The sequence below is a fragment of the Alteromonas sp. HB246098 genome, assembly GCF_054890645.1.
In genome coordinates this window covers 181,854-205,164 of record NZ_JBTZUG010000001.1, presented here as the reverse complement: position 1 = coordinate 205,164, position 23,311 = coordinate 181,854, and the positions used below count along the sequence as shown (strand labels likewise).

General features: G+C 43.9%; 22 protein-coding genes. 6 read left to right on the top strand and 16 right to left on the bottom strand.

Going from position 1 to position 23,311, the window contains the following annotated elements; translation table 11 throughout:
- Positions 1 to 8: 8 nt before the first annotated feature.
- The 6 genes from ACYTPF_RS00900 to ACYTPF_RS00875 all read right to left on the bottom strand — a co-directional run bounded on the left by ACYTPF_RS00900 (position 9) and on the right by ACYTPF_RS00875 (position 6,539).
- Entirely contained in the window at positions 9 to 1,175 is a 1,167-nt protein-coding gene (locus tag ACYTPF_RS00900) for a cupin domain-containing protein (protein WP_461850864.1), read from the bottom strand.
- Between the two features lie 354 nt (positions 1,176 to 1,529).
- Positions 1,530 to 2,372, bottom strand: a complete 843-nt coding sequence (locus ACYTPF_RS00895; RefSeq protein WP_461850863.1) for an adenylate/guanylate cyclase domain-containing protein — start codon at positions 2,370 to 2,372, stop codon at positions 1,530 to 1,532.
- A 104-nt stretch (positions 2,373 to 2,476) separates the two neighbouring features.
- Positions 2,477 to 3,844 carry an adenylosuccinate lyase gene (gene purB / locus ACYTPF_RS00890; RefSeq protein ID WP_179983297.1) on the bottom strand — a complete coding sequence of 456 codons (1,368 nt, stop codon included), beginning with the start codon at positions 3,842 to 3,844 and terminating at the stop codon, positions 2,477 to 2,479.
- Between the two features lie 13 nt (positions 3,845 to 3,857).
- Positions 3,858 to 4,484: a high frequency lysogenization protein HflD gene (hflD, locus tag ACYTPF_RS00885; RefSeq protein WP_179983298.1), complete on the bottom strand. Its 627-nt coding sequence runs from the start codon at positions 4,482 to 4,484 to the stop codon at positions 3,858 to 3,860.
- Positions 4,484 to 5,611: a tRNA 2-thiouridine(34) synthase MnmA gene (gene mnmA, locus ACYTPF_RS00880; protein WP_461850862.1), complete on the bottom strand. Its 1,128-nt coding sequence runs from the start codon at positions 5,609 to 5,611 to the stop codon at positions 4,484 to 4,486. The genes hflD and mnmA overlap by 1 nt, the downstream gene beginning before the upstream one ends.
- Before the next feature lie 385 nt (positions 5,612 to 5,996).
- A complete protein-coding gene (locus tag ACYTPF_RS00875) occupies positions 5,997 to 6,539 on the bottom strand; it encodes an rRNA large subunit pseudouridine synthase E (RefSeq protein WP_461850861.1) in 543 nt (180 codons plus the stop codon).
- A gap of 514 nt (positions 6,540 to 7,053) precedes the next feature.
- On the opposite strand from ACYTPF_RS00875, the gene ACYTPF_RS00870 reads away from it, so the two are divergent.
- The gene (locus ACYTPF_RS00870; RefSeq protein WP_461850860.1) at positions 7,054 to 9,273 is read left to right on the top strand and encodes an NADP-dependent isocitrate dehydrogenase; all 2,220 of its coding nucleotides are present in this window, start codon (positions 7,054 to 7,056) and stop codon (positions 9,271 to 9,273) included.
- Positions 9,274 to 9,827: 554 nt separating this feature from the next.
- Here ACYTPF_RS00870 and cspD read toward each other — a convergent pair.
- Complete coding sequence (gene cspD / locus ACYTPF_RS00865) at positions 9,828 to 10,046, bottom strand: cold shock domain-containing protein CspD (protein ID WP_014949330.1); 219 nt, start codon at positions 10,044 to 10,046, stop codon at positions 9,828 to 9,830.
- Positions 10,047 to 10,291: 245 nt separating this feature from the next.
- Here cspD and clpS point away from each other — a divergent pair, with 245 nt between their 5' ends.
- Together clpS and clpA are read left to right on the top strand one after the other, a co-directional pair.
- Positions 10,292 to 10,612: an ATP-dependent Clp protease adapter ClpS gene (gene clpS / locus ACYTPF_RS00860; protein ID WP_118495106.1), complete on the top strand. Its 321-nt coding sequence runs from the start codon at positions 10,292 to 10,294 to the stop codon at positions 10,610 to 10,612.
- Between the two features lie 24 nt (positions 10,613 to 10,636).
- Positions 10,637 to 12,913, top strand: coding sequence for an ATP-dependent Clp protease ATP-binding subunit ClpA (clpA, locus tag ACYTPF_RS00855; RefSeq protein WP_461850859.1), 2,277 nt, complete (start codon positions 10,637 to 10,639; stop codon positions 12,911 to 12,913).
- 162 nt (positions 12,914 to 13,075) lie between these two features.
- Here clpA and infA read toward each other — a convergent pair whose 3' ends face one another.
- The 4 genes from infA to trxB form a co-directional block, all read right to left on the bottom strand.
- Complete coding sequence (infA, locus tag ACYTPF_RS00850; RefSeq protein ID WP_008844395.1) at positions 13,076 to 13,294, bottom strand: translation initiation factor IF-1; 219 nt, start codon at positions 13,292 to 13,294, stop codon at positions 13,076 to 13,078.
- A gap of 75 nt (positions 13,295 to 13,369) precedes the next feature.
- Positions 13,370 to 14,092 carry an arginyltransferase gene (locus ACYTPF_RS00845; RefSeq protein ID WP_461850858.1) on the bottom strand — a complete coding sequence of 241 codons (723 nt, stop codon included), beginning with the start codon at positions 14,090 to 14,092 and terminating at the stop codon, positions 13,370 to 13,372.
- Positions 14,089 to 14,835 (bottom strand): leucyl/phenylalanyl-tRNA--protein transferase, encoded by a 747-nt coding sequence (gene aat, locus ACYTPF_RS00840; RefSeq protein ID WP_461850857.1) that lies wholly within the window; start codon positions 14,833 to 14,835, stop codon positions 14,089 to 14,091. The genes ACYTPF_RS00845 and aat overlap by 4 nt, the downstream gene beginning before the upstream one ends.
- Positions 14,836 to 14,886: 51 nt before the next feature.
- Positions 14,887 to 15,852 (bottom strand): thioredoxin-disulfide reductase, encoded by a 966-nt coding sequence (gene trxB, locus ACYTPF_RS00835; protein WP_118495102.1) that lies wholly within the window; start codon positions 15,850 to 15,852, stop codon positions 14,887 to 14,889.
- Positions 15,853 to 16,438: 586 nt separating this feature from the next.
- Between trxB and yfbV the strand changes: the two genes are divergently transcribed.
- Positions 16,439 to 16,888: a terminus macrodomain insulation protein YfbV gene (gene yfbV, locus ACYTPF_RS00830; protein WP_179983305.1), complete on the top strand. Its 450-nt coding sequence runs from the start codon at positions 16,439 to 16,441 to the stop codon at positions 16,886 to 16,888.
- Between the two features lie 86 nt (positions 16,889 to 16,974).
- Here yfbV and ACYTPF_RS00825 read toward each other — a convergent pair whose 3' ends face one another.
- The 3 genes from ACYTPF_RS00825 to ACYTPF_RS00815 form a co-directional block, all read right to left on the bottom strand.
- Positions 16,975 to 17,427 (bottom strand): SprT family zinc-dependent metalloprotease, encoded by a 453-nt coding sequence (locus ACYTPF_RS00825; RefSeq protein ID WP_461851519.1) that lies wholly within the window; start codon positions 17,425 to 17,427, stop codon positions 16,975 to 16,977.
- Between the two features lie 105 nt (positions 17,428 to 17,532).
- Positions 17,533 to 19,398: a signal peptide peptidase SppA gene (gene sppA / locus ACYTPF_RS00820; protein ID WP_461850856.1), complete on the bottom strand. Its 1,866-nt coding sequence runs from the start codon at positions 19,396 to 19,398 to the stop codon at positions 17,533 to 17,535.
- Between the two features lie 195 nt (positions 19,399 to 19,593).
- On the bottom strand, positions 19,594 to 19,779 hold the full coding sequence (locus ACYTPF_RS00815; RefSeq protein WP_461850855.1) for a hypothetical protein: 186 nt from the start codon (positions 19,777 to 19,779) through the stop codon (positions 19,594 to 19,596).
- A gap of 44 nt (positions 19,780 to 19,823) precedes the next feature.
- Here ACYTPF_RS00815 and ACYTPF_RS00810 point away from each other — a divergent pair, with 44 nt between their 5' ends.
- Positions 19,824 to 20,435 carry an HvfX family Cu-binding RiPP maturation protein gene (locus ACYTPF_RS00810; protein ID WP_179983308.1) on the top strand — a complete coding sequence of 204 codons (612 nt, stop codon included), beginning with the start codon at positions 19,824 to 19,826 and terminating at the stop codon, positions 20,433 to 20,435.
- Positions 20,436 to 20,632: 197 nt separating this feature from the next.
- Positions 20,633 to 21,184: an NAD(P)H nitroreductase gene (locus tag ACYTPF_RS00805; RefSeq protein ID WP_179983309.1), complete on the top strand. Its 552-nt coding sequence runs from the start codon at positions 20,633 to 20,635 to the stop codon at positions 21,182 to 21,184.
- A 130-nt stretch (positions 21,185 to 21,314) separates the two neighbouring features.
- Here the strand turns inward: ACYTPF_RS00805 and ACYTPF_RS00800 are convergent, their stop codons facing one another.
- Positions 21,315 to 22,154, bottom strand: coding sequence for a DUF2797 domain-containing protein (locus tag ACYTPF_RS00800; protein ID WP_179983310.1), 840 nt, complete (start codon positions 22,152 to 22,154; stop codon positions 21,315 to 21,317).
- 107 nt (positions 22,155 to 22,261) lie between these two features.
- Positions 22,262 to 23,269, bottom strand: coding sequence for an asparaginase (gene ansA, locus ACYTPF_RS00795; RefSeq protein WP_461850854.1), 1,008 nt, complete (start codon positions 23,267 to 23,269; stop codon positions 22,262 to 22,264).
- Between the last annotated feature and the right edge of the window lie 42 nt (positions 23,270 to 23,311).

The window sequence follows — 23,311 nt, the reverse complement described above, 5'->3', positions numbered from 1 at the left end:
TTTTCCTGTTAATCCTCGGCCCATTCCCAATAACCATTGTTAATAAGTGTAGTTAAGGTTTCTAAAAATGTAAAAGAAGGCGCATCTTGGCAGCATGTTGCGTTCAAAACGGCACCCGATGCTAGCACTTCAAACCATTCTTGGTCACTTTTCGCAAAAGTGAATTGACTGCCGTTTACATAAAGAGCGCGCGGTAAGCCACGCTTGCCATCACAAATTAACGCGCGAATGCCGGGCGCGGGAGCAAAGCTAATGCCTGCCGCGAATTCATTTGAAATTTGCTCTAAGGTGACTTCATCTTCGAGTGGGAATTCCGGAACCCCTTGTTCGCTCATGGCTTCTAGAAGGGAATACGTGAAATCTTCACTATTAATAGCGTCTATCAGTTGCTGTTTAAGCGCTGCAACATCGCTGGCGTTAACTAGTGCACTGCTTGATTGTATTGTTCTGCCAGCATCGGTAAAGCGGTAATTTCCAGCACCTTTATCCAGCATCATTGCCAGGCTTTCAGCCAATTGCAGATTGTCTGGTGCGCGATAGCCCACTGAGTAGGTCAGGCTGTCTTCAACTGTTGCGCCATCATGAGGCCAACCCGGCGGCACATAGACCACATCGCCAGGTTCACAAATAACATCTATGACAGGCTCAAAGCCTTCAATTTGTCTTAGTTTCGGGTGTGGGCACACTTCTTTGTAGTTTGCAGGTTTACCTACACGCCAGCGCCTTTTTCCTTTACCTTGAACAAGGAACACATCGTATTGGTCGATGTGAGCCCCAACACCTGCTCCATTTGTAGCGAAGCTTACCATCAGGTCGTCTAGTCGCCAGTTAGGAACAAAAGAAAAAGGTGCGAGAATTGGCGCAACGTCCGGTACATACTTATCTACGCCCTGAACAAGTAGTGTCCATTTACCCTTGCATGCCTTTTCAAAGTCGCTGATTGGCCCTTGTTCAACGTGCCAGTTTCCTTGGTCATTGCTTATGATTCGAGCGTCGACATCTGCCTCTTGTGCGAGCCCTGCCAAGTCGTTTTCATCTATAGGATCTGCAAAGTTTGGAAAAAAATTCTTTATTACCACAGGCTTTTGTTGCCAGTAGTGCTTTAAGAAAGTTTCGGCATTAAAGCCTGTACCTGTTTGTGCATCGATAAAGTACGTATTGTCGTTGGTGCTCATCGCATCTCTTTTTTGTAAGCCAAAATTAGTGGTGTTCCCTCGCGAAGCTTAGTGAAACTGATTACACAAAGCGCGGTTTACATATGAATAAAGCACAAGTTAGCGCAAAGCATAGATGAAAGCGTAAAAATAGAACTAAGGCGAGGTGATAGTGTAAAACCGGCATTATCAATTATTGAAAAGGGGATTGCTACCTTATTGTCTGAAAAGCTTAGCGAGAATATTGGTTGGTGTTGATGATAAACATAGGCTGTGTGTACAGAGCGTGCAAAAAGAAAAAAGTAAAAAGAAAAAGTAATATCAAGCAAAGATAAATGCTTGTTGCTCAAATTGTGTTTTTGCCCTTATGACTATCTAGCAAATGTAAGCATTCAGTAATGCCGCTTTGACTTTAATTTGAGTGTTGTAAAGTGCTCGTTGGCCCACCTGATTAGTTAAAATCCGAATTGAGTTTTGATTGCCGCTAATAGAAGCACAGTTATCAGGTTCACACGGTTTAACTGAATCTTTGGTTATTGGTAAGTCATTTTTAACGCTACCCGTGTGCAGCGCATGATAAGTTTTTTCACAAATCGCAATAGTGTTAGGGGCGGTAGCTTGCTCTAACATTGCTGCTTTGTTCACGGTTGTTCCCCAAATATCAAAGCCTGATGATACGCGAGAAGAGTAACCTGCCAGTAGAGCACCGGCGGCAATACCCGAGCGTAGCTGACAAGACGAAGACATTAATAAAGTGTGGCTGCTAACAAGGTCACGAGCCTTGATGGCAAACTCCATCGCGCAGTGAGCTACGTCTTGAAGTACCCGAAAAGGTTCATGTCGATAAGCGGCGTGGAGGCAAGATTTAGCAAAACTAGATTCACTGCAAAAACCCACGGCAATATACTGGTCGCCGTTGGTTTTAAGCGGTACAAGTGCTAGGTCATTTGCTGTTTCATCAAACTGGCTAAACAGTGTTTCCACAATACCAGTACACATTGTATCGCCGTATTGCTTTGCTAAACCTTGATAATTCGATAGGTCACAGAAAATTACAACGGCGCATTGCACTTCGTGTTTTACGCTTACACCCTTATTGGCATCGTTTTGTACTTGCTTAGCATTTTGTAACGCATTCGGGTGAAGGGGCTTTATAGTCGGCCCGCTTTGGTCACTAGGCGTGACACGGCCTTTATCGTCATTATTACGTAAGTCCATCTACATGCTCCCAATTACTATCCGTTTAACGATTAAATAAAAAGTAGGTATAAAAAAACGCGGTACTCTGACCGCGTTTTTAGTGTAGTGGAAAGCGTAGGGGCTTATAACTGATCTACCAGCCTGATTGCGTCGCCAATGTAAGTTGCCGGCGATAAAGCTTTCAGCTCGGCTTTAGCGGCATCTGGCATGTCTAAATTATCGATAAACTCGGCGATAACTTCAGCATTTACTTTCTTACCACGAGTTAACTCTTTAAGTTTCTCATAAGGCTTTTCAATACCGTAACGACGCATTACCGTTTGAATTGGCTCTGCTAATAGTTCCCAGTTATTGTCTAGCTCGTTAAGCAAGCTCTGCTCGTTAACTTCTAGCTTACTAATACCTTTTAACGTAGCTTGATACGCAATAACTGCATATCCCACACCTACGCCAAGGTTACGAAGAACCGTTGAATCAGTAAGGTCGCGTTGCCAGCGCGAGATTGGCAATTTGGCAGCAAGGTGGTCAAAGATAGCATTGGCTAAACCCAAGTTTCCTTCCGAATTTTCAAAATCGATAGGGTTAACTTTATGCGGCATAGTGGATGAGCCAATTTCGCCAGCAACAGTTTTTTGCTTAAAGTGACCTAGTGCAATGTAACCCCAAACGTCACGATCGAAATCGATAAGAATGGTGTTAAAGCGGGCAACAGCGTCGAACATTTCAGCGATATAATCGTGAGGTTCGATTTGCGTAGTGAACGGGTTCCAAGTAAGTCCAAGTGAGGTAACGAACTTTTCTGAAACGCCATGCCAGTCTACATCTTTATAGGCAGACAAGTGTGCATTGTAGTTGCCCACAGCACCGTTAATTTTGCCAAGCAGTTCAACACCTGCAATTTGACTGCGCTGACGCTTCAAGCGAATAGCCACGTTTGCCATCTCTTTACCCATAGTAGTAGGAGAGGCTGGCTGACCGTGGGTACGGGCCATCATAGGTACATTCTGATAACGCTTAGCAAGTTCTACTAGCGCTTCGATTAATTTGTCACAGTAAGGAAGAATAACAGTTTCGCGGGCTTCACGAAGCATTAGGCCGTGAGAAAGGTTGTTAATGTCTTCAGACGTACACGCAAAGTGAATGAACTCATTGACCGCAGAAAGCTCACTGTTGTCTGCTACTTTCTCTTTAAGGAAGTATTCAACGGCTTTTACGTCGTGATTTGTTGTGCGCTCAATTTCTTTGATACGCATCGCATCTTCAACGCTAAATTCAGCGACTATTTGATCTAATAGCGCGTTTGACGTGTCTGAGAAGGCAGGAACTTCTTCAATTTGTGGGTTAGTAGACAGCATTTGCAACCAACGTACTTCTACTTCTACACGGTATTTTAATAAGCCATATTCGCTGAAAATACTGCGTAATTCTACGCTTTTGCCAGCATATCGACCATCGACAGGGGAAATTGCAGTTAACTGACTCAGTTCCACCTTAAGCTCCTCACTAGTTTATTAATCGTAGTGCTTTAACAGCACTGTTAAGAATGTGTTTGCGTTTAAATAATATGTTTCTTCGTTTACCGCCCATCTGACGCCACATTACCGCTGCCCTTACGCCCGCAAGTAAAAGGGCACGCACTTTGTGTTGATTAGCAGGTTGGCTCAAATAATCTGGGTTGCCCGCCACCTGAATACGCGGAGCTAATGGACTGATGATATCGCTGTAAATACTTGCTAATGAGGACACAATTTGCGGGTTTTGAAAGTCAACGTGGGCAAGCTGGCGCTGAACGTGTGAAATGCGTTCGCCGAGCTCCTGCATAGCTTTAGGCTTTCTGGCTAGCTTTCTTTCAAGGCCTAAGATACTTGCGATATAGCGGGTTAGCTCTGTGTCTTTTGTTGCTTGCTTGTCAGATAATTGCGCAGCAAGGGTGGTGTAACCGGTTTTTAAGTTAGACAATTGCCCAAACACCTGTTGAGGAGTTTCAGGGTCGGTAACCAGTATGCTTGATAAACTTGCTTCGATGGCTTCGTTGTCAGCTGCGCCTCGTCTGGCTAGCTGCTGCACTAGCGCAGCAGCCTGACATACCCCAGCTAGGGCCAAATTATTCTCTATATCAGTATCTAGCATCAGCGAATGTAACTCTCAATAATACCGCCGCCAAGGCAGACTTCTTCACTGTAAAATACCGCCGACTGGCCCGGTGTTACCGCCTTTTGTGGTTCGTCAAACACAACTTCGATAGTGTCGTTTTCAGTTGGCGTAATAGTACAAGGGATATCCGCCTGACGATAACGCGTCTTAACCACCGCCCGCATAGGCTCAGTTAATGTTTTTCTGTCTACCCAATGTAGCTGCTTGGCAACCAAACCTTTTGAATAAAGGCGAGGGTGATCGGCACCTTGTCCTACAATAAGTACATTGCGGGCAACGTCTTTATCTACTACATACCAAGGGTCATCACCGTATTTAGCTAAACCGCCAATGTGAAGGCCTTTACGCTGACCTAGAGTGTGATACATCAAGCCTTCGTGTTGCCCAATTTCTTCACCTTCTGCGGTTTCGATAATGCCAGGCTGCGCTGGTAGGTAGCGGGCTAGGAAGTCTTTAAACTTGCGTTCGCCGATAAAGCAGATCCCTGTTGAATCTTTCTTATCGTGGGTAATCAGCCCTTGCTCTTCAGCAATTTTACGCACCAGTGGTTTTTCAATATCACCCACAGGGAAAAGGGTTTTAGCAACGTGCTCTTCACCTAGCGTATACAAGAAGTAACTTTGGTCCTTGTTGTTGTCGAGACCGCGCAACATCTGCCATTTGCCGTCTACTTCACGGCGGCGAACATAGTGTCCCGTGGCTATATAGTCTGCACCAAGGTCCTCTGCAGCGAACTCAAGAAACGCTTTAAACTTAATTTCTTTGTTGCACATAATATCTGGATTAGGCGTTCGGCCCGCTTTGTATTCTTCTAAAAAATACTCAAATACGTTATCCCAGTATTCTGCAGCAAAGTTGATGGTGTGCAGCTCTATGCCTAGCTTGTCAGCAACCGCTTGCGCATCTTTTAAATCTTCCGCAGCGGCGCAGTACTCATCGTTATCATCTTCTTCCCAGTTTTTCATGAAAAGACCTTCAACCTGGTATCCCTGCTGTTGAAGCAGGTAGGCTGAAACAGACGAATCGACACCGCCGGACATACCGACGATCACTTTTTTGCTGGCGTTAGATTCAATATCACTCACTACAGATTGCACACTCATTTGATTAATAAAAAAGAAGCCTTATTTGCTAATGGGGTCATGCATTAACATACTTATGAATTTGCCAATACAGTTACTTATTTGGTGGGCTATTCCACCAAGCTGCTATGTGAGCTTTAACGTAAGTTACCAAGAACAAATAGGCCTGTTTTCGAGGTCGCGGATTTTATCAGATTCCGATCGGTAATTCACATTTAATCCTTATCTGATTAAGTAATTAAATATGTACGTGGACATGCTCGGTTCTTAACGCATAAATGTTTCTATGCGTAAATAAGCACCACAAGGTGCAGCTATGCCTATCGGTTGATATATTTCCAGCCTCTTGATGCCACATTAGTGTGGTCGTCAAAGGTGAATTCAAGTATCGGATTTGCTTTTATCATCAAAAGCTCACGTACTTACCATTCTCAATGCCATCTATGGTCCAGCTGCCTACTCGATATCTTATAAGGCGAAGGGTAGGGAAACCTACGTGCGCTGTCATACGTCTTACTTGTCGGTTTCTGCCTTCTGTGATGGTAATTGACACCCAACTAGTTGGGATAGATTGTCTGAAACGCACAGGTGGGTTTCTTGGCCATACATCGGGCTCCTTCATCGCTTTTACTTTAGCTGGGCGAGTCATGCCGTCTTTTAATTCAACACCATCGCGTAGCGCCTGCATGGCTTTTTCGTCCATTACACCTTCAACCTGTACCCAATAGGTTTTGCTGGTCTTGGCCTTGGGGTTTGCCAGTTTGTGTTGAAGCTTACCATCATTAGTGAGTACTAAGAGGCCTTCAGAATCTCGGTCTAGGCGTCCCGCTGCGTAAACATCGGGAATATTAATGTAATCTTTTAGCGTCTCTCTACCGTCCGCGTCGGTAAATTGAGAAAGAACTTGAAAGGGCTTATTAAACAGCACCACTTTGGCGTTTGAAGACATGTTACTTCCGCTTGTTGATTGTCGAGATTTCGGTGGGGATTTTACTTCAAATCAAATTAACGCGCTTGAGAAAATTCAGCACAAATAGACGTTTCTGCACAGTAGTTTGTCGATAAATTCGGTGATCTTATGTGCTAAGACAATGGTATGACTTGTAACTCAAACTTTCGACCCTATACTAATGGTCGCTCCCATTTTTATAAGAGAGCGCATCTGCATAATTATTAGACAGTTTTAGCAGTGACAAGCGGGCTTGCTTGTACATTAGACCTTGCCGCTTTGCGTAACTATTAAGTTAAGCGCATAGCAACGAGGGGCTTATTGCTAACATAGGGAATTGAATAATATGCAGGGAAGAAAACAGCAAGTGACCTAATGCTCAATAAAAGCAAAAGGTGGAAAACATCAAATACGTTTCGCAATGACTGTGGGCGTAACATTAAACATGTTACGGGTTGTTGCGACCTAATGGACTAAAGACGACAGTACCCTGTCGAAAAAATTGAGGTATATAATGACCAAGTCTAAGATCATCTATACGAAGACTGATGAAGCGCCAATGCTGGCGACTTACTCACTTCTTCCAATCATCCAGAAGTTTGCAGCAGCTGCAGATATCGACGTTGAGCTAAGCGATATTTCATTAGCTGCGCGTGTATTGGCAAATTTCCCTGAGTATCTTTCTGAAGAACAAAAAGTGCCAGACGCGTTAGCTGAACTGGGTGAGATGACCCAAGACCCGAACGCTAACATCATCAAGCTTCCAAACATCAGTGCCTCAATTCCTCAGCTTCGTGCAACGATAAAAGAATTAAACGATAAAGGCTTCAACGTACCAGAGTTCCCTGATTCACCTAAAAATGCTGAAGAAGAAGAGATTCGTGAGCGCTACGGCAAGGTATTAGGTAGTGCGGTTAACCCGGTACTGCGTGAAGGTAACTCTGACCGTCGTGCGCCTACTGCTGTTAAAAATTATGCGCGCAAGCACCCGCATTCAATGGGTGAGTGGTCTCAAGCGTCTCGTTCACACGTAGCGCACATGCGCGGCGGTGATTTCTACTCTGGTGAGAAATCAGTGACAGTAGAAAAAGACGGTCACGTTAGCATTGAATTTACTGGCAAAGATGGTAGCAAGAAAACACTTAAGCCTCGCGTAGACTTGCTTGCTGGCGAAGTGATCGACGGCATGTTCATGAGCAAAAAGGCGCTTTGCGAGTTCTTCGAAGAGCAAATCGAAGATGCGAAGAACACTGGCGTTCTATTCTCACTACACGTAAAAGCGACCATGATGAAGGTGTCTCACCCAATCGTGTTCGGTCACTGTGTAAAAGTGTTCTATAAAGATTTATTCGACAAGTGGGGCGACCTGTTTGAAGAGCTTGGTGTTAATCCAAACAATGGCCTTGGTAGCGTTTACGACAAAATTGCGAGCCTACCTGAAAGTCAGCGTTCTGAAATTCAAAAAGATATCAACGCATGTTATGCAGACCGTCCGCCAATTGCGATGGTTAACTCTGACAAAGGTATCTCGAACCTACACGTACCAAGTGACGTAATTGTAGATGCGTCTATGCCTGCAATGATCCGTAACTCTGGGCAAATGTGGGGACCAGATGGAAAGGCGCACGACACTAAAGCGGTTATTCCTGAAAGTACTTACGCCACCATTTACCAAGAAGTTATTAACTTCTGTAAGACACATGGTGCATTCGATCCAACAACAATGGGTACGGTACCTAACGTTGGTCTAATGGCACAAAAAGCAGAAGAGTACGGTTCACACGATAAGACGTTTGAATTAGAAGCAGACGGTACTGTGTCAATTGTTGACCAAGACGGTAACGTTCTTATCTCTCACGATGTTGAAGAAGGCGATATCTGGCGTATGTGTCAGGTGAAAGATGCACCTATTCAAGATTGGGTTAAGCTAGCGGTGACTCGTTCACGTCAATCGGGTATGCCTGCAGTATTCTGGCTAGATGACGAGCGTGCTCACGATGCGCAACTTATCAAGAAAGTTGAAAAGTACCTTCAAGACCACGATACAAACGGTTTGGACATTCAAATTATGTCTCCTGTACGCGCTATTCGCTACAGCATGGAACGTGCGCTTCGCGGTTTAGACACTATTTCAGTAACAGGTAACGTACTTCGTGACTACCTAACTGACTTATTCCCAATTCTAGAACTGGGTACAAGCGCTAAGATGCTATCAATTGTTCCATTGATGGCAGGCGGCGGTCTTTATGAAACTGGTGCGGGTGGTAGTGCACCTAAGCACGTACAGCAGTTTGTTGAAGAAGGCCACTTGCGTTGGGACTCACTGGGTGAATTCCTTGCTCTAGCGGTATCGCTAGAAGATGTTGCGATTAAACACAGCAACACTAAAGCAAAAGTAATTGCTTCTGCCTTAGATAAAGCAACTGAGAAGCTACTGAACAACGGTAAGTCGCCACTTCGTAAAGCAGGTCAGCTTGATAACCGTGGTAGCCATGTTTACCTAGGTTTATACTGGGCTGAAGAAGTAGCAAACCAAACTGAAGATGCAGACCTAGCAGCGCAGTTTAAGCCAGTGTATGAAGAGTTATCTGCAAAAATTGATGACATCTTGGCTGAGATTGATGCAACTCAAGGTAGCGCGCAAGAAATTGGCGGTTACTACTACCCAGACGAAGACAAGCTTTTCGCAACAATGTCTCCTAGCCAGACTTTAAAAGCGATTCTTGGCGCATAGATTCTTGACCATAGCGTTTAGACGCGGCTGTATTATTGCATCCGCGTAAGCTTGCCTAGATAGCTGTTAGTGTTATCTAAATACCATTAGAAAGCCCGCTTATATATTTAAGCGGGCTTTTTTTATGCCGCTGACTAGTTAAGGCTGGTATTGAACGTAGGGTATAAGAAGTACGGTATAGCAAAGCGCAGAGTGAAAATACCAAATTAGCAGGATAAGGAAGTGCTAAGTCAGTAAAATTAAAAAGACGCTGAACGGCGAAATGAGAAAGGAATGCCGATTAAAAAGAAACATGAAAGTACGTAAATAGTAAAAACAGCGTCAGCTCGCGCAAACTGGTTTTAGAGATATCGTTAAATCTTAAAAATTTATAATTAAACAGAAAAGAGAGGTGTAGGTTCTAGGAACAAAAGGTCTGAGAATACTGTATTAGAAGATTTAAAGACGACGAAATACCTGACGCCCAATAGCGCCCATATCACGTTAACGTAGCAAAAACCTACAGCGAAAAAATCAAAAGCCCGACGCAAGGGTCAGGCTTTTTGAATTCTTTATTAACGCTCTGGTTCTTCTTTGAAGCCAATGTTCTCAGCGTGAAGACCTTTAGGGCCCTGCTGAACTTCGAACGTTACTTCCTGACCTGCTTTTAGCGAACGATAGCCTTCCATTTGAATCGTAGAGTAATGTGCGAAAATATCTTCACCACCATCCTCAGGCACGATAAATCCAAAACCCTTTGCGTTGTTAAACCATTTAACTTTGCCAACCGCCATACTTCGACTTCCTCTTAATCCTTGAACTCACGAGTATCTGCCCCCATTATAGATCCGGAGACACGGTGGAAAGAGTATTGACTGTAGAAACTTTAAAGTGACTGCTTTAGAGTGACAAACGTGCAATACTCAAAACCACAATACAAAATGTAGATTTTTTAACCATATTATGTCAAGGGCAAATGTGAATAAATTTATACAAAAGTTTGTACACATATGTGCCGGTATACCACTATTATTAAGTTATGAGTAAAGACAACGCTATTAGTATCGAAAAGGAAAAACAAAAAGACGCGCAGCGACAAAAGCCGCAGCCGCCTCCCATGTATAAAGTGTTGTTGAACAATGACGACTATACACCGATGGATTTTGTCATTGAGGTACTCAAAAAGTTTTTCAATATGGACGATGAGAAAGCCAACCAACTTATGCTGACCGTTCATTATCAAGGAAAAGCCGTGTGTGGCATTTTTACTGCTGAGATAGCAGAGACAAAAGTGATGCAGGTTAATCAGTACGCACGCAAGCATCAGCATCCGCTGATGTGCACGATGGAGCAAGCATAAGGTTTTTTGTAGAGGGCGAGCAATATGTTAAATAAAGAATTAGAACAAACGTTAAACGATGCGTTTGTATTTGCCAGAGAGCACCGTCACGAGTTTATGACGGTTGAGCACTTGTTGTTGGCATTGCTTGATAACTCAGCTGCTCGCGACGCGCTCAAGGCTTGTGGTGCCGATATTGAGGCAATCAAAAGCGAACTCCTATCGTTTGTTAAAGATACCACGCCACTTATCTTAGATGACCAGTTAAACGAACGGGAAACACAGCCGACGCTAGGCTTCCAGCGTGTGCTACAGCGTGCGGTATTTCACGTGCAGTCGTCAGGCAAAGACGAAGTAACTGGCGCCAATGTACTCGTTGCTATTTTCAGCGAACAAGAATCGCAAGCCGTTTATATCCTTAAAAAATCTGATGTTACTCGCTTAGACGTTGTGAATTTTATTAGTCACGGCGTTAGTAAGGCGGACGACGATGAGCCCGTTAACCCAGAAGCAGCTGAAGAAGGTGAATCAAGTGAAGAGGGCGGTTCTGCATTAAGCAAGTATGCTACTGATTTAAATCGTCACGCTAAAGATGGCAAAATTGACCCGCTCATCGGCCGCGATTCAGAAGTAGAACGCACAATTCAAATTCTGTGTCGTCGCCGCAAAAACAATCCGTTGCTTGTGGGTGAGGCAGGTGTAGGTAAAACTGCAATTGCGGAAGGCCTAGCTTATAGGATTGTAAACGAAGACGTGCCTGAAGTTATCGCAGAAAGTACAGTGTATTCACTTGATTTGGGCGGGCTGCTAGCTGGCACCAAATATCGTGGTGACTTTGAAAAACGTTTAAAAGCGATTTTAAAAGAGCTTGGCAAAGACAAACACGCAATTTTGTTCATTGATGAGATACATACCATCATTGGTGCAGGCGCGGCGTCAGGTGGCGTAATGGACGCGTCTAACTTGCTTAAGCCTAAACTATCTAGCGGTGAACTTCGCTGCATTGGTTCGACTACTTATCAAGAGTACCAGGGTATCTTTGAAAAAGATCGCGCACTTGCTCGTCGCTTCCAAAAAGTAGATGTGACTGAGCCAAGTGTGAGCGATACTACCAAGATACTACTTGGGCTTAAGAGTCGTTATGAAGAGCACCACAATGTGCGCTTTACACAAAAAGCGATTCAAGCGGCCGCTGAACTGTCAGCTAAATACATTAATGAGCGTCATCTTCCAGATAAAGCTATTGATGTTATGGACGAAGCCGGCGCGAGCCAGCGTCTGTTGCCACCGTCAAAACGCAAGAAAACAATCAATGTAGGCGATATTGAGCAAATTATTGCAAAAATGGCGCGTATTCCTGAGAAATCTGTATCGGCTTCTGACAAAGAAGTTCTTAAGAACTTAGGCCGAAACCTTAAGATGGTTGTGTTCGGTCAGGATAAAGCCATAGAGACGCTAAATGACGCTATTTTGTTATCGCGCTCAGGTTTAGGCAATGAAGCAAAACCTATTGGTAGTTTCTTGTTTGCTGGCCCTACCGGGGTGGGTAAAACAGAGGTAACACAACAATTGGCGAAAACCATGGGCGTAGAGCTAGTGCGTTTTGACATGTCTGAGTACATGGAACGCCATGCCGTTAGTCGCCTTATTGGTGCTCCTCCAGGTTACGTAGGTTTTGACCAAGGTGGTTTGTTAACAGACGCGGTAATTAAGAATCCGTACTCTGTTGTGCTTTTAGATGAGATTGAGAAAGCGCATAGCGATATATACAACATACTCCTTCAAGTCATGGATCACGGCACGCTGACTGATAACAACGGCCGTAAAGTAGACTTCAGAAATGTTGTGTTGGTAATGACTACCAACGCAGGTGTGCAGGAAACGGTGCGTAAGTCTATTGGCTTTAAACAGCAAGACCACAGCCACGATGCAATGTCTGAAATAAACAAGGTGTTTACCCCTGAGTTTAGAAACCGTCTCGATGGCATTATTTGGTTTAATCACCTTGATCCAGAGATTATTCTACAAGTGGTTGATAAATTCATTATCGAGCTTCAGGCACAGCTTGACGTTAAGGGTGTGTCGCTAGAGGTAACCAGTGCTGCGCGAGCTTACATGGCCGAGAAGGGCTATGACAAAGCGATGGGCGCACGTCCTATGGCTCGGGTTATTAAAGACGACCTTAAGAAGGAGCTTGCGAATGAATTGTTATTCGGTGAGCTATCTAAAGGCGGAAATGTGAAAGTAGATTGTGTTGATGACAAGCTTACCTTCGAATACTCAGGCGTTGATGCTAAGTCTGAAGAAGCAGAACCAAGCTAGAATAGCACATTAATACTGAGCAGTGACCTAGCGTAGCGTTAGGCAATACAACTGACGTTGTTTACCTAGCGCTACAGTTTCTTTTTGACACTGTAACCACTAGATACGAAAAAGCCCGATATTAATCGGGCTTTTTTTATGCGTTACCGCTTAAATGGCTCATTATCTTGCGCGATAAATGATACGACCTTTGGTCAAATCATAAGGAGTCATCTCAACAGTGACCTTATCGCCAGTAAGAATACGGATATAGTTCTTACGCATTTTACCAGAGATGTGTGCAGTCACTACGTGACCGTTTTCTAGTTCAACGCGGAACATAGTGTTAGGTAGTGTGTCCAACACAGTACCTTCCATTTCAATACAATCTTCTTTTGCCATGTAAAGCAGTTACCTCAGTAATTCAAAATTTTTGCCGCGCAGACCTTACCCAATCTTGGGTTCGGTGTAAAGCAATTAAGTGTCTATTTTACTATTTTTGCTAAATAGATGCCATTCATTGTCACTAAACTGCTCAAATGGCAAAAATTTATGTTTGTAAGACATTTTTTTACAGCCATCTACGTAGTACCCCAGATAGACGTATCGATGGCCTAAAACCTTCGCTTGCTCAATTTGCATCAATATCATCCAGGTGCCCAAAGAGGCTGAACTATAGTCGGGGTCAAAAAACGTGTAAAGCGCAGAAAGTGCCCCCATGTGTTCGTTGGCATCGACGATATCAGTGACGGCTACAGCAATAAGCTTGTCGCCATCATAGGCCTCTAAATAATGGGTTGTCATCCACTCACACAATACGAAATTATCAAACTGTGTTTTAGATGGCGGGTACATACTCCCATCTGCATGGCGCTCTGTAATATAGCGCTCATATAGGGGGTAGTAAGTCGATTTGGTTTTATCAACGAGCTTTACACTAAACCCTTTATTATTTTTAAGTAGTCGCTTCTGACTACGAGAAGGTGCGAAATCGTGGACCGGTATTCGCACAGATTTACACGCGTGGCAGGCAGGGCAGTGGGGGCGATAAATTTGCTCGCCGCTTCTACGAAAGCCCGCTTGTATTAATTGCGAATATCGCCACGCCTGAAAATCATTATTTTCGGCGTACACTAACAACTGCTCTTGCTCATCAGGCAAATAGCTACATGAAAATGATTGCGTTATACCAAACTTCACGGAGTAATCACTCTTGGCTTCCAACGATTAAGGTAGTCTTCAGACAGCCTACCGTCTTCAGTTAAAGTGTGGTTGTTATTTTCCAGTTTTTCAATAAAGTTTTCGCGAGGCAACACGGTAGCGCCCAGTGATGACAAGTGATCAGTGGGAAGCTGGCAATCGATAAACGCCATATTTTGAGATTTCATATGTTCGACCAAGGCCAACATGGCAAGCTTAGATGTATTGCTTTCAACGTGGAACATAGACTCGCCGCAATAAATTTTCCCAATTCCCACGCCATACAGCCCGCCAACTAGCGAATCTCCATTCCATACTTCTACCGAGTGCGCTAAACCCAAACCATTGAGCTGCCGATAGGCGTCAATCATGTCGTCGGTAATCCAGGTTTCGCTGTTCAATTCACCCGTATTAGGGTTCTTACGAGGTGTTGATGAACAAGCTTCTATCACACGGTCGAACGCATGATTTAAGGTTACTTGATACTTTTTCTTACGAGCGAGCTTCTTAAGGCTTTTCGAAGCAACAAAGTTGTCGAGTTCGATAATGGCTCTTGGGTCAGGTGACCACCACAACAAAGGTTCGTCGTCGCTAAACCAAGGGAATATTCCTTGCGAATAAGCTGAAAATAAACGGGCTGGGCTGAGATCGCCACCAAACGCTAACAGACCGTTGGGGTCTTCCAATGCGGTATCGACAGAAGGGAAGGGAGCGCCTTCTTCTATGTAGTGTAACGCTATCATAATTCAGCCAGAAAAAAGCCCCACAGAATTGTAGGGCTTAGGTATAGAGTATTAACCTTGCTCAGGCATGGTACCGTCTAGGTACTTTTCGGCGTCTAACGCAGCCATACAGCCAGTTCCAGCTGATGTAATAGCTTGACGATAAATGTGGTCGCTCACGTCACCCGCGGCAAATACACCTTCAACGCTAGTTTGAGTTGCGTTTCCGTTAGTTCCACTATTCACTACGATATAGCCATCTTTCATTTCTAGCTGGCCATCGAAGATATCAGTGTTTGGCTTGTGGCCGATAGCTACGAAAAGACCCATAACATCAATCTCTTCCGTCGCCTCACTGTTGGTATCTTTGATACGAACTTTGGTTACGCCCATCTCATCACCAAGCACTTCATCAAGGGTACGATTTAGGTGAAGGACCACGTTGCCATTCTCAGCTTTTTCGCGAAGACGCTTCTCTAGAATTTTTTCGCTTCTAAAGCTGTCTCTTCTATGGATAACGTGTACTTCTGAAGCAATGTTCGAAAGGTATAGCGCTTCTTCAACAGCCGTGTTACCACCACCGATAACCGCTACTTTTTGGTTGCGGTAGAAGAAACCATCACAGGTTGCACAGGCAGATACACCTTTACCCATAAAGGCTTGTTCTGACTCTAGGCCTAGGTATTTAGCAGAGGCACCTGTTGCAATAATTAATGCGTCACAGGTATACGTACCGCTGTCACCATAAAGAGTGAAAGGGCGCTTTGAAAAATCAGTTTTGTTGATATGATCGAAAATAATTTCGGTATCAAACTTTTCTGCATGCTTTTGCATACGAACCATGAGATCAGGACCTGTAAGTCCTTCTGGATCGCCCGGCCAGTTTTCTACTTCAGTGGTGGTAGTAAGCTGTCCGCCTTGTTGAATACCAGTTAACAATACAGGTTCAAGGTTTGCACGTGCAGCGTAAACCGCCGCTGAATAACCCGCAGGGCCTGAACCTAAGATAAGTAGACGGACGTGTCTGCTTTCTGCCATTTTCCTCTCCAAATAATTCACCCTTTATGGGTTACTTATAAAATTCTCTTAGAAAGCTAGGTAGGGGCGAAAATTCGTAAATCAAGCTCAATACCCAGTTACTTTTATTATAGTAATCTGCCAGCGCATTATCTGCAGGTCGTCAGTTAGTTGTGTTAACAAAAGTAACAACTAAGCCATACAAGACTATGTTCAGGCTAAAGCGCTATATGATGCCTTCAAGAGCTAAAAATGTCACTTAAAGATAGGCTCAATTTATACCTTTTAATTATTACGATGCTTTTAACTTTGTAGTACCTTTTAAGCATGACCGCTGAATTTATGTACCGAAGGCATCTAAAAAGTGAGCCAGAACGTAACTAGAGCACAGTGGGGGCGCAGAAGCGCTTTACAGCGGCTTCGACAAAACTTAATTACCCAAATCGTTATCTTATTTGATAAAATGTTTTGTGTCGCGTGTTCCGCATAGGAGGCGCCGCATTCAAAGTAAACAAAGAAAACGAGTAAAAATTACGCAACTAAATTGTAATAGATAAAAAGCAGTTTACAATTTAACTATACCTATCTGAGAACGAAGAGGTGAACCATGTCTCAATCAGTAATGACGATGTTGAAAAACGGTCAGCAGTACATGAAGACATGGCCTGTGAGAAAAGAGCTTTACGCTTTTTTCCCAGAATGCAGAGTAGTAGCAGCCACCAAGTTTGCTATTAAGACTATGCCGCCGGTTGCTATGTTGTCATGTGCGCTTTTATATCAAAACTTAGGTACAGACTATCTCCCCCAAACTATTACGATTGGTGCTTTTTTCTTGAGTTTACCTATGCAGGGTTTGCTATGGTTAGGGCATCGCTCAGATCAATATCTTCCACCACAGCTAAAAAGCTGGTATCAGGAAATTCATTCTAAAATGCGTACGCAGGGAGTGAATATCAGTAATGCTAAGTCAAAGCCTAAATATAAGGAGCTGGCTCAGCTACTTAAAACGGCCTTTAACGATCTAGATAACGCATTCACTAAACACTGGTTTAATTAAAAGCCACCTGTTGTTTCAAAACTCTCGTAGCCTACTAATAGTAGTCTAGCTACTAGGCAAACTTTTATTCTATAAATGGAGAGCGTTTAGGCGGCTCTTAGCAATGCCTGACATTTTCGACACTTATACTGTGCGCCTTTCAAAATATTATTGTGTCTGCGCGTAGATAACGCGTATGTGTCGCAGTCGCAAAAATATTGGAAGGTTTTTGTCACCCGTTTTACATCAAACTGATGGGTGGCTGCAGGTGTACGGTTAAAAACACTATGCATAACCGATTGCCATTCTCTGCCATGGGGTTGAACCTTTCCAAATAACGTCCATACCAGTAAATGACTTACTTCATGAGGTATCACGTCATTTATAAAGGCGTCGACATTTTCTTTGAAAAGAAGAGGGTGAAAGTTTAGGCGGTTTTGCTGCAAAAACGCCGTTCCGGCACTCCTACCTGAACGTCTAAACGTAATGGTCGGGCGTTCAAACTTACGGTTAAAGTAACGCTCTGCTTGTTCAAAACAATAAAAAACAGCGTCGGTAATTACGCGACGCTGTTCATTATTTAAATCATTTGAAGCGATGTTTCTGCCTCACTCTATGTCTTTGCGTAGTTAACGGTATCTAATGTTAAGTGTATTTATTATTAGCTACTCGACATCACAAGGTAAACAAAGCACGTAGGTTCCTTTAGGGTCGTTCAGCTTATTAACTAAACTAAACTCTTTAAGTACGCGCTTAAACTCGTTAACGAGTGACGAGTCGGCGTGAGCAAACTGCCACTTTCCTACGAACGTCATGGCTTGACCGAAAAATTCTTTCCAGAAAATTTCCTGTGCGGTTAACGTGCGCTGTACATAGAAGGTGTCATAGTTCTCAAGTTCTGCAATCTCTGCGGCGGCAGCGACAGCGTCATCGAGTGTTCCTAACTGGTCAACTAGACCTAGCTCAATTGCATCTTCACCAATCCATACGCGACCTTGTGCAACGCTATCCACTTCCTCGACTGACATACCACGAGCGTTAGACACTAGCGATAGGAAGTTACCGTATGTGTTTTCAACGTTACGCTGAAGAATTTGACCAAACTCTGGAGCAAGAGGGCGTACAGTTGAAAAACCAGCAAGTTCTGTTGAGCCTACACCGTCACTGTGAATGCCCAAATAATCAAGCGAGTTTTCGTATGTCATGAACATACCGAATACGCCGATAGAGCCTGTAATAGTGCTTGGGCTTGCAATAATCTTGTCGGTGCTTGCCGCTATCCAGTAACCACCAGATGCTGCGTAAGTGCTCATAGACGCAATAACAGGCTTACCTGCTTGTTGAAGCTGTAGAACTTCCTGGCGAATGATTTCAGAGGCAAAAGCACTGCCACCGGGTGAGTCGATTTGAAGGACAACGGCTTTAACGTTGTCATCTAAGCGCGCTTTTCTCAATAGACGAGCGGTACTGTCTCCGCCTATAGTGCCAGCTTTTTGATTGCCGTCTAAAATTGTACCTTTAGCAACGACGATAGCCACTTTATCCATGTCTGACTCAATGACAGGCATAGGAGGATTAACCACTTTCAGATAAGATTTAAACGTAGTGAGGTTTACACCCTGCTCGTTATCACCTTCGCCCACTAATTCGGTTAACTCTAGCCTTACTTCCTCGCGAGTTTTCAACGCATCAACCCAGTTGTTGTCAAGCGCATACTGGGCGAAGTCACCACCGGCCGCTTCAAATTTTGCTAATAGGCCTTGAAGTGTTTCATCGAAATTTGCTTCATCAATACCGCGAGCGGCTGCAACGTCAGCTTTATACTGTGCCCAATAGCCGTCTAACCATTGCTTTTCAGCTTCTTTAGCTTCCTCAGACATATCATTTCGCATAATCGGCTCAACGGCAGATTTATACGTTCCTACACGGAAGATATGGGTTGTTACTTTCAGCTTTTCCAACATGTCTTTGAAGTACATGCCGTAGCGACCGTAACCTTCAAACATTAATCCACCCATTGGGTTTAGGTAGATGTTGTCTGCGTGGGCTGCCAAGTAGTATTGGTCTTGCGAGAAGTAATCGCCAATGGCGTAAACGGGTTTTCCTGATTCTTTAAATGCATCGATAGCGTTCGCGACAGTGCGCAGTTTATCTAAACCGCCTCCGGTTAACCCGTGAAGGTCAAGTACTAGGGCTTTAATGCGTCGGTCTTTCTTGGCATTCTCTAAAACCTTCATAACATCGCGAACGAGTACTTCCGGGTTTTCGGGCTCGCTACCAAGCGATTCCTGCAAAAACTGTTCAAATGGGTCGATACTTTCCTTTTCAATAACTAGCTTACCGTTCAAGGTAAGATACAACGCGCTATCTTTATTTACTGATAACGGCTCATCGCCCTGACCGGCAATGGCGATAATCAACCCAACAAAAATAACAATGAATATCACATTAAAGAAAAGTTTGCGGGTGAAGTTAAGCATCGTCCACAAGCCAATAAACAAGGATTTAGTCCAATTTCCTTTGGCTGCCATTTTTATCACTACCTTTTTTGAATTAACTAATCAGAGCAAGATGAAACAGGTGTATCAAGCCCAATGTACTGCATCCTATTATGTTACCTAAATCGAGTAAGATCGCTAACTTAATTGTAATTTTTTGTAAGCGCTTTTGGTTTGTGTGACGGCAACGGAGAAATTTAGATTAAAAACAACGGTGGTTAGTGTAGGTCACGGGTTTGTTTCATCCTGCGCTAGCCATTTACTAATTAACTTAGCTATGCGCGCATGATCTTCCTCGCTCATTAGCATGAGGAGCTTTCCGTTACGCGCTTTGTAGTTTGTTTTTTCTTGGCCTTTTCGCATTATTCGAGAGAAGGGGGATGACTTATCTTTGCGAGGTGAAATTTTTTTCATAAAGCGCCGTTCTTATTTTCTAAGCACACCGGATAGGTAAAACAATGACACACCTCTATCAACAATTTGTTACACGGCTTCAATTAGCCGACGGTATCCCATTACTTCTATTGCGCCTATATTTAGCCCCTGTAATGATACAGGCAGGATGGAACAAAGCATCTAGTTTTGACAGTATAGTCGATTGGTTTGGAAACGATGATTACGGCCTTGGATTACCTATGCCACTGGTCATGGCATTTCTGGCTACAGCGGCTGAGTTAGTAGGTGGTATTTTGTTGTTGTTTGGCGCTTTAACGCGATTGGTTAGTATACCTCTTATGATAACAATGGTCGTCGCCATGGTAAGCGTGCATGCGGAAAATGGATGGCTAGCCATAGCGGACGCTTCGTCTTGGTTAGCAGATGGTACTATTTTATTGAACGAGAGCATTATGGCTGCACCGGAAAAGCTGTCGGCCGCTAAGTCGTTGCTTCAAGAGCACGGTCACTATGACTGGCTAACCTCAAGCGGCAACTTTGTTGTACTCAATAACGGTATCGAGTTCGCGGCCACCTATTTCGTTATGTTGTTAGTATTGTTCATTTATGGTGGCGGTCGTTTTTTCAGTGTGGACTACTATTTAGGAAAAATGTTTAGCCGCAAAATGGATTAGTTTTACGGTTATTTATACTCAAGACATTCACGTTAAAAGGCCGGAATTTTCTGGTCTTTTTTGTTTATCAGCCGTAGGATCTACCACATAGTACAGGTATGCTTTTTATCTCTGTCATACCATTTTAATTACGCGCTAGCATATGGGCCAACAACCATATGAGCCAACAACCATATGAGTGAAAAGTAGGGACGTAAATGGACGCATTAACATTATTACTTAATAGAAGTTCTCAGCCTCGGCTGGAAGCACCTGCGCCAAGTGGTGATGCCTTGGAAAATATCATGCAGGCAGCCCTTCGAGCGCCAGATCACGCGTGCTTAACGCCGTGGCGTTTCATTGTATGTACAGGTAAGGGTCTAGATAAACTGGGTGCCCTTTATGAGCAGTCAGCGATAAAAAATGAAAAGACGCAAAAGGAAATTGAGCGTGCAGTTCAACTCCCGAAGCGCGCGCCTATGATAATTGTTGCTATTGCAAAACACAAAGAACACGAAAAAGTGCCCCGTGTTGAGCAAATTGCTTCTGCAAGCTGTGGTGTTATGGCCATGCAAATGGCTGCAGTTGCACAGGGATTTAATGGAATGTGGCGTACTGGTGGCTATGCGCACTGTGAAACAGTGAGAAACGGGTTAGGTTTAAGCGAAGAGGATGAACTAGTGGGTTTCTTATATCTAGGAACGCCGGCGTTTGAACCCGCACCTAAGCCGCAAAGAAATAGTGATGACTACTTTGAATATTGGCAATAAGTGTTAGTTTTCTCGCTAAGTCATCACAGTAAACGATATCCATAGCGAGCTGTTGTCAATACGGGTCTGTTGTTGCTATTAACTAACAATAGACCCAACAACAGACCCAACAACAGATCTGACAGACGTTTTAAAACGATAGATTTACGTTGTAGCCCGCGAACTTTCTTATATTGATAACGCGGTCACCGTCTAGCATCCAATACTGACCTTTAACCCCCTGCAACACGCCGCTAAACGACGGGTCCTTATCAAGATTCAAAGATTTTATCTTAATTGGGTATTCTTCTACCGGGTAGTGAATATCGTGTATCGGCGTAGACACTTCTGAAACGGCTTGAAGACCTTTCTCTTTTTTAAGCGCCTCTAAATCATTTTCAATTTTGCTCATCAGCTCTGATTTAACCTGCTCTAAGTCGACCTCATCGGGCTTTCCTTTAAGCATAGTGCGCCAATTGGTTTTGTCGGCTATATGGTCTTTGCATAAGGTTTCAACTAGGCCACTTGTCAGCCTGTCAGGCACGCGCAACATAACAGTAGCCTGTGTTGCACCTTGGTCCATCCAGCGTGTAGATACGCCGTCTGTGACTTGACGGGTAATACCTACTTTTACGGTACCTGTATTTGCTAAGTAAACAAAGTGTTCGCTAAAGCAATGTTCTTCGCCCCATTGAGGCTCTCTACACGTACCCTCGTGGTAGTGGCACTTTTCTGGTTTAATAATACAACTGTCGCATTGAGCAAGTGAAATTAGGCAGGGGTAGCAATACCCTTGGTTAAAACTTTTCTTAGTTTTACGATTACAATGAACACAGTTAATCTCACCGGAAAAAGTAACGGACACCTCTTTACCGATAAGTTCGTTGATATCCAGTAATGCATCGCCAATAGGCAGTGTATAGTTAACCTTGTTATTTTCGTCAGCAGAGGTACGCATCTTTTTCAGCATACCTGAATAGTTTGTTGTCACTTTTTAAACCTTTACTCTTTGAAATCTTTCTTACTTGGCACTATTGCTACGTTTTAGATAAAGTTACGTCTTAAATAGGGCCTTCAGCGTTAACCTTTTATGTAAGCTTAGTCGCTTAATTCGCCACGCAGATTTTGCGTTAGCAACTTACAGACATCTTCAAAAGGAAGCCCTTTACTTAACAAATAGTGCAGTTTGGCAAGAGCGGCTTCAGGGGTCATATCACTACCTGACAAGACGCCCACTTCCTGCAAACCGTGTCCTGTGGCATAACCTCCCATGTTTACGCGTCCGCGCATACATTGGGTGCAATTTAAAACCGGTATCTCACGAGATTTAGCGTATTTAAGCTGTGCAATAAGCTCAGGGTTCTGGGGGGCATTCCCCACGCCGTAGCTAAGTAAGATTAGTGCATTTACAGGCTGCTGCAGGGTGTTTTTAATTACCTCTGGTGCTATGCCTGGGTATAAACTCACCATGCCGATAGGCTGTGCCGACACGTTAGATACGGTTAAGTTGTTTGTGGGCGCTTTTACGAGTTCTCCTGCCTTAAGGCGGATATTGATGCCAGCCTCCAATAGAGGAGGGAAGTTAGGCGAGTCGAATGCGCTAAATCCGTCTGCATCCACTTTACGGCTTCGGTTACCACGTAAAAGTCGGTTATTAAAGAAAAGCCCGACCTCAGCGATAGGAAAGTTCGCGGCTACAAATAACGCATTGAGTAGGTTAACTTGGCCGTCAGAACGAAGCTCAGCTAAAGGGATTTGTGACCCAGTCACTATTACTGGCTTAGACAAGTCCTCTAACATAAAGCTTAGCGCTGAGGCCGTGTAAGCCATTGTGTCAGTGCCATGCAATATAATGAAGCCGTCATACTTGTCGTAGTTATTGGCGATATCATCGGCAATACGCTGCCAATCCGTGGGATCCATATCTGAAGAATCAATGAGATTGTCGTATTCATGGAGCGTAAAAAGGGGCATCTCCGAACGATGAAACTCAGGCATATTTTTAAGCGTGTCTGACAGGAAGCCCGCGGCTGGAACGTAGCCTTGTTTAGATGGCTTCATACCAATTGTTCCGCCTGTATAGGCGATATAAATATGTTTGCGCATGAAAATGCTCTTACCCTTCAAAGCCCTTGAAAAAAAGGGACT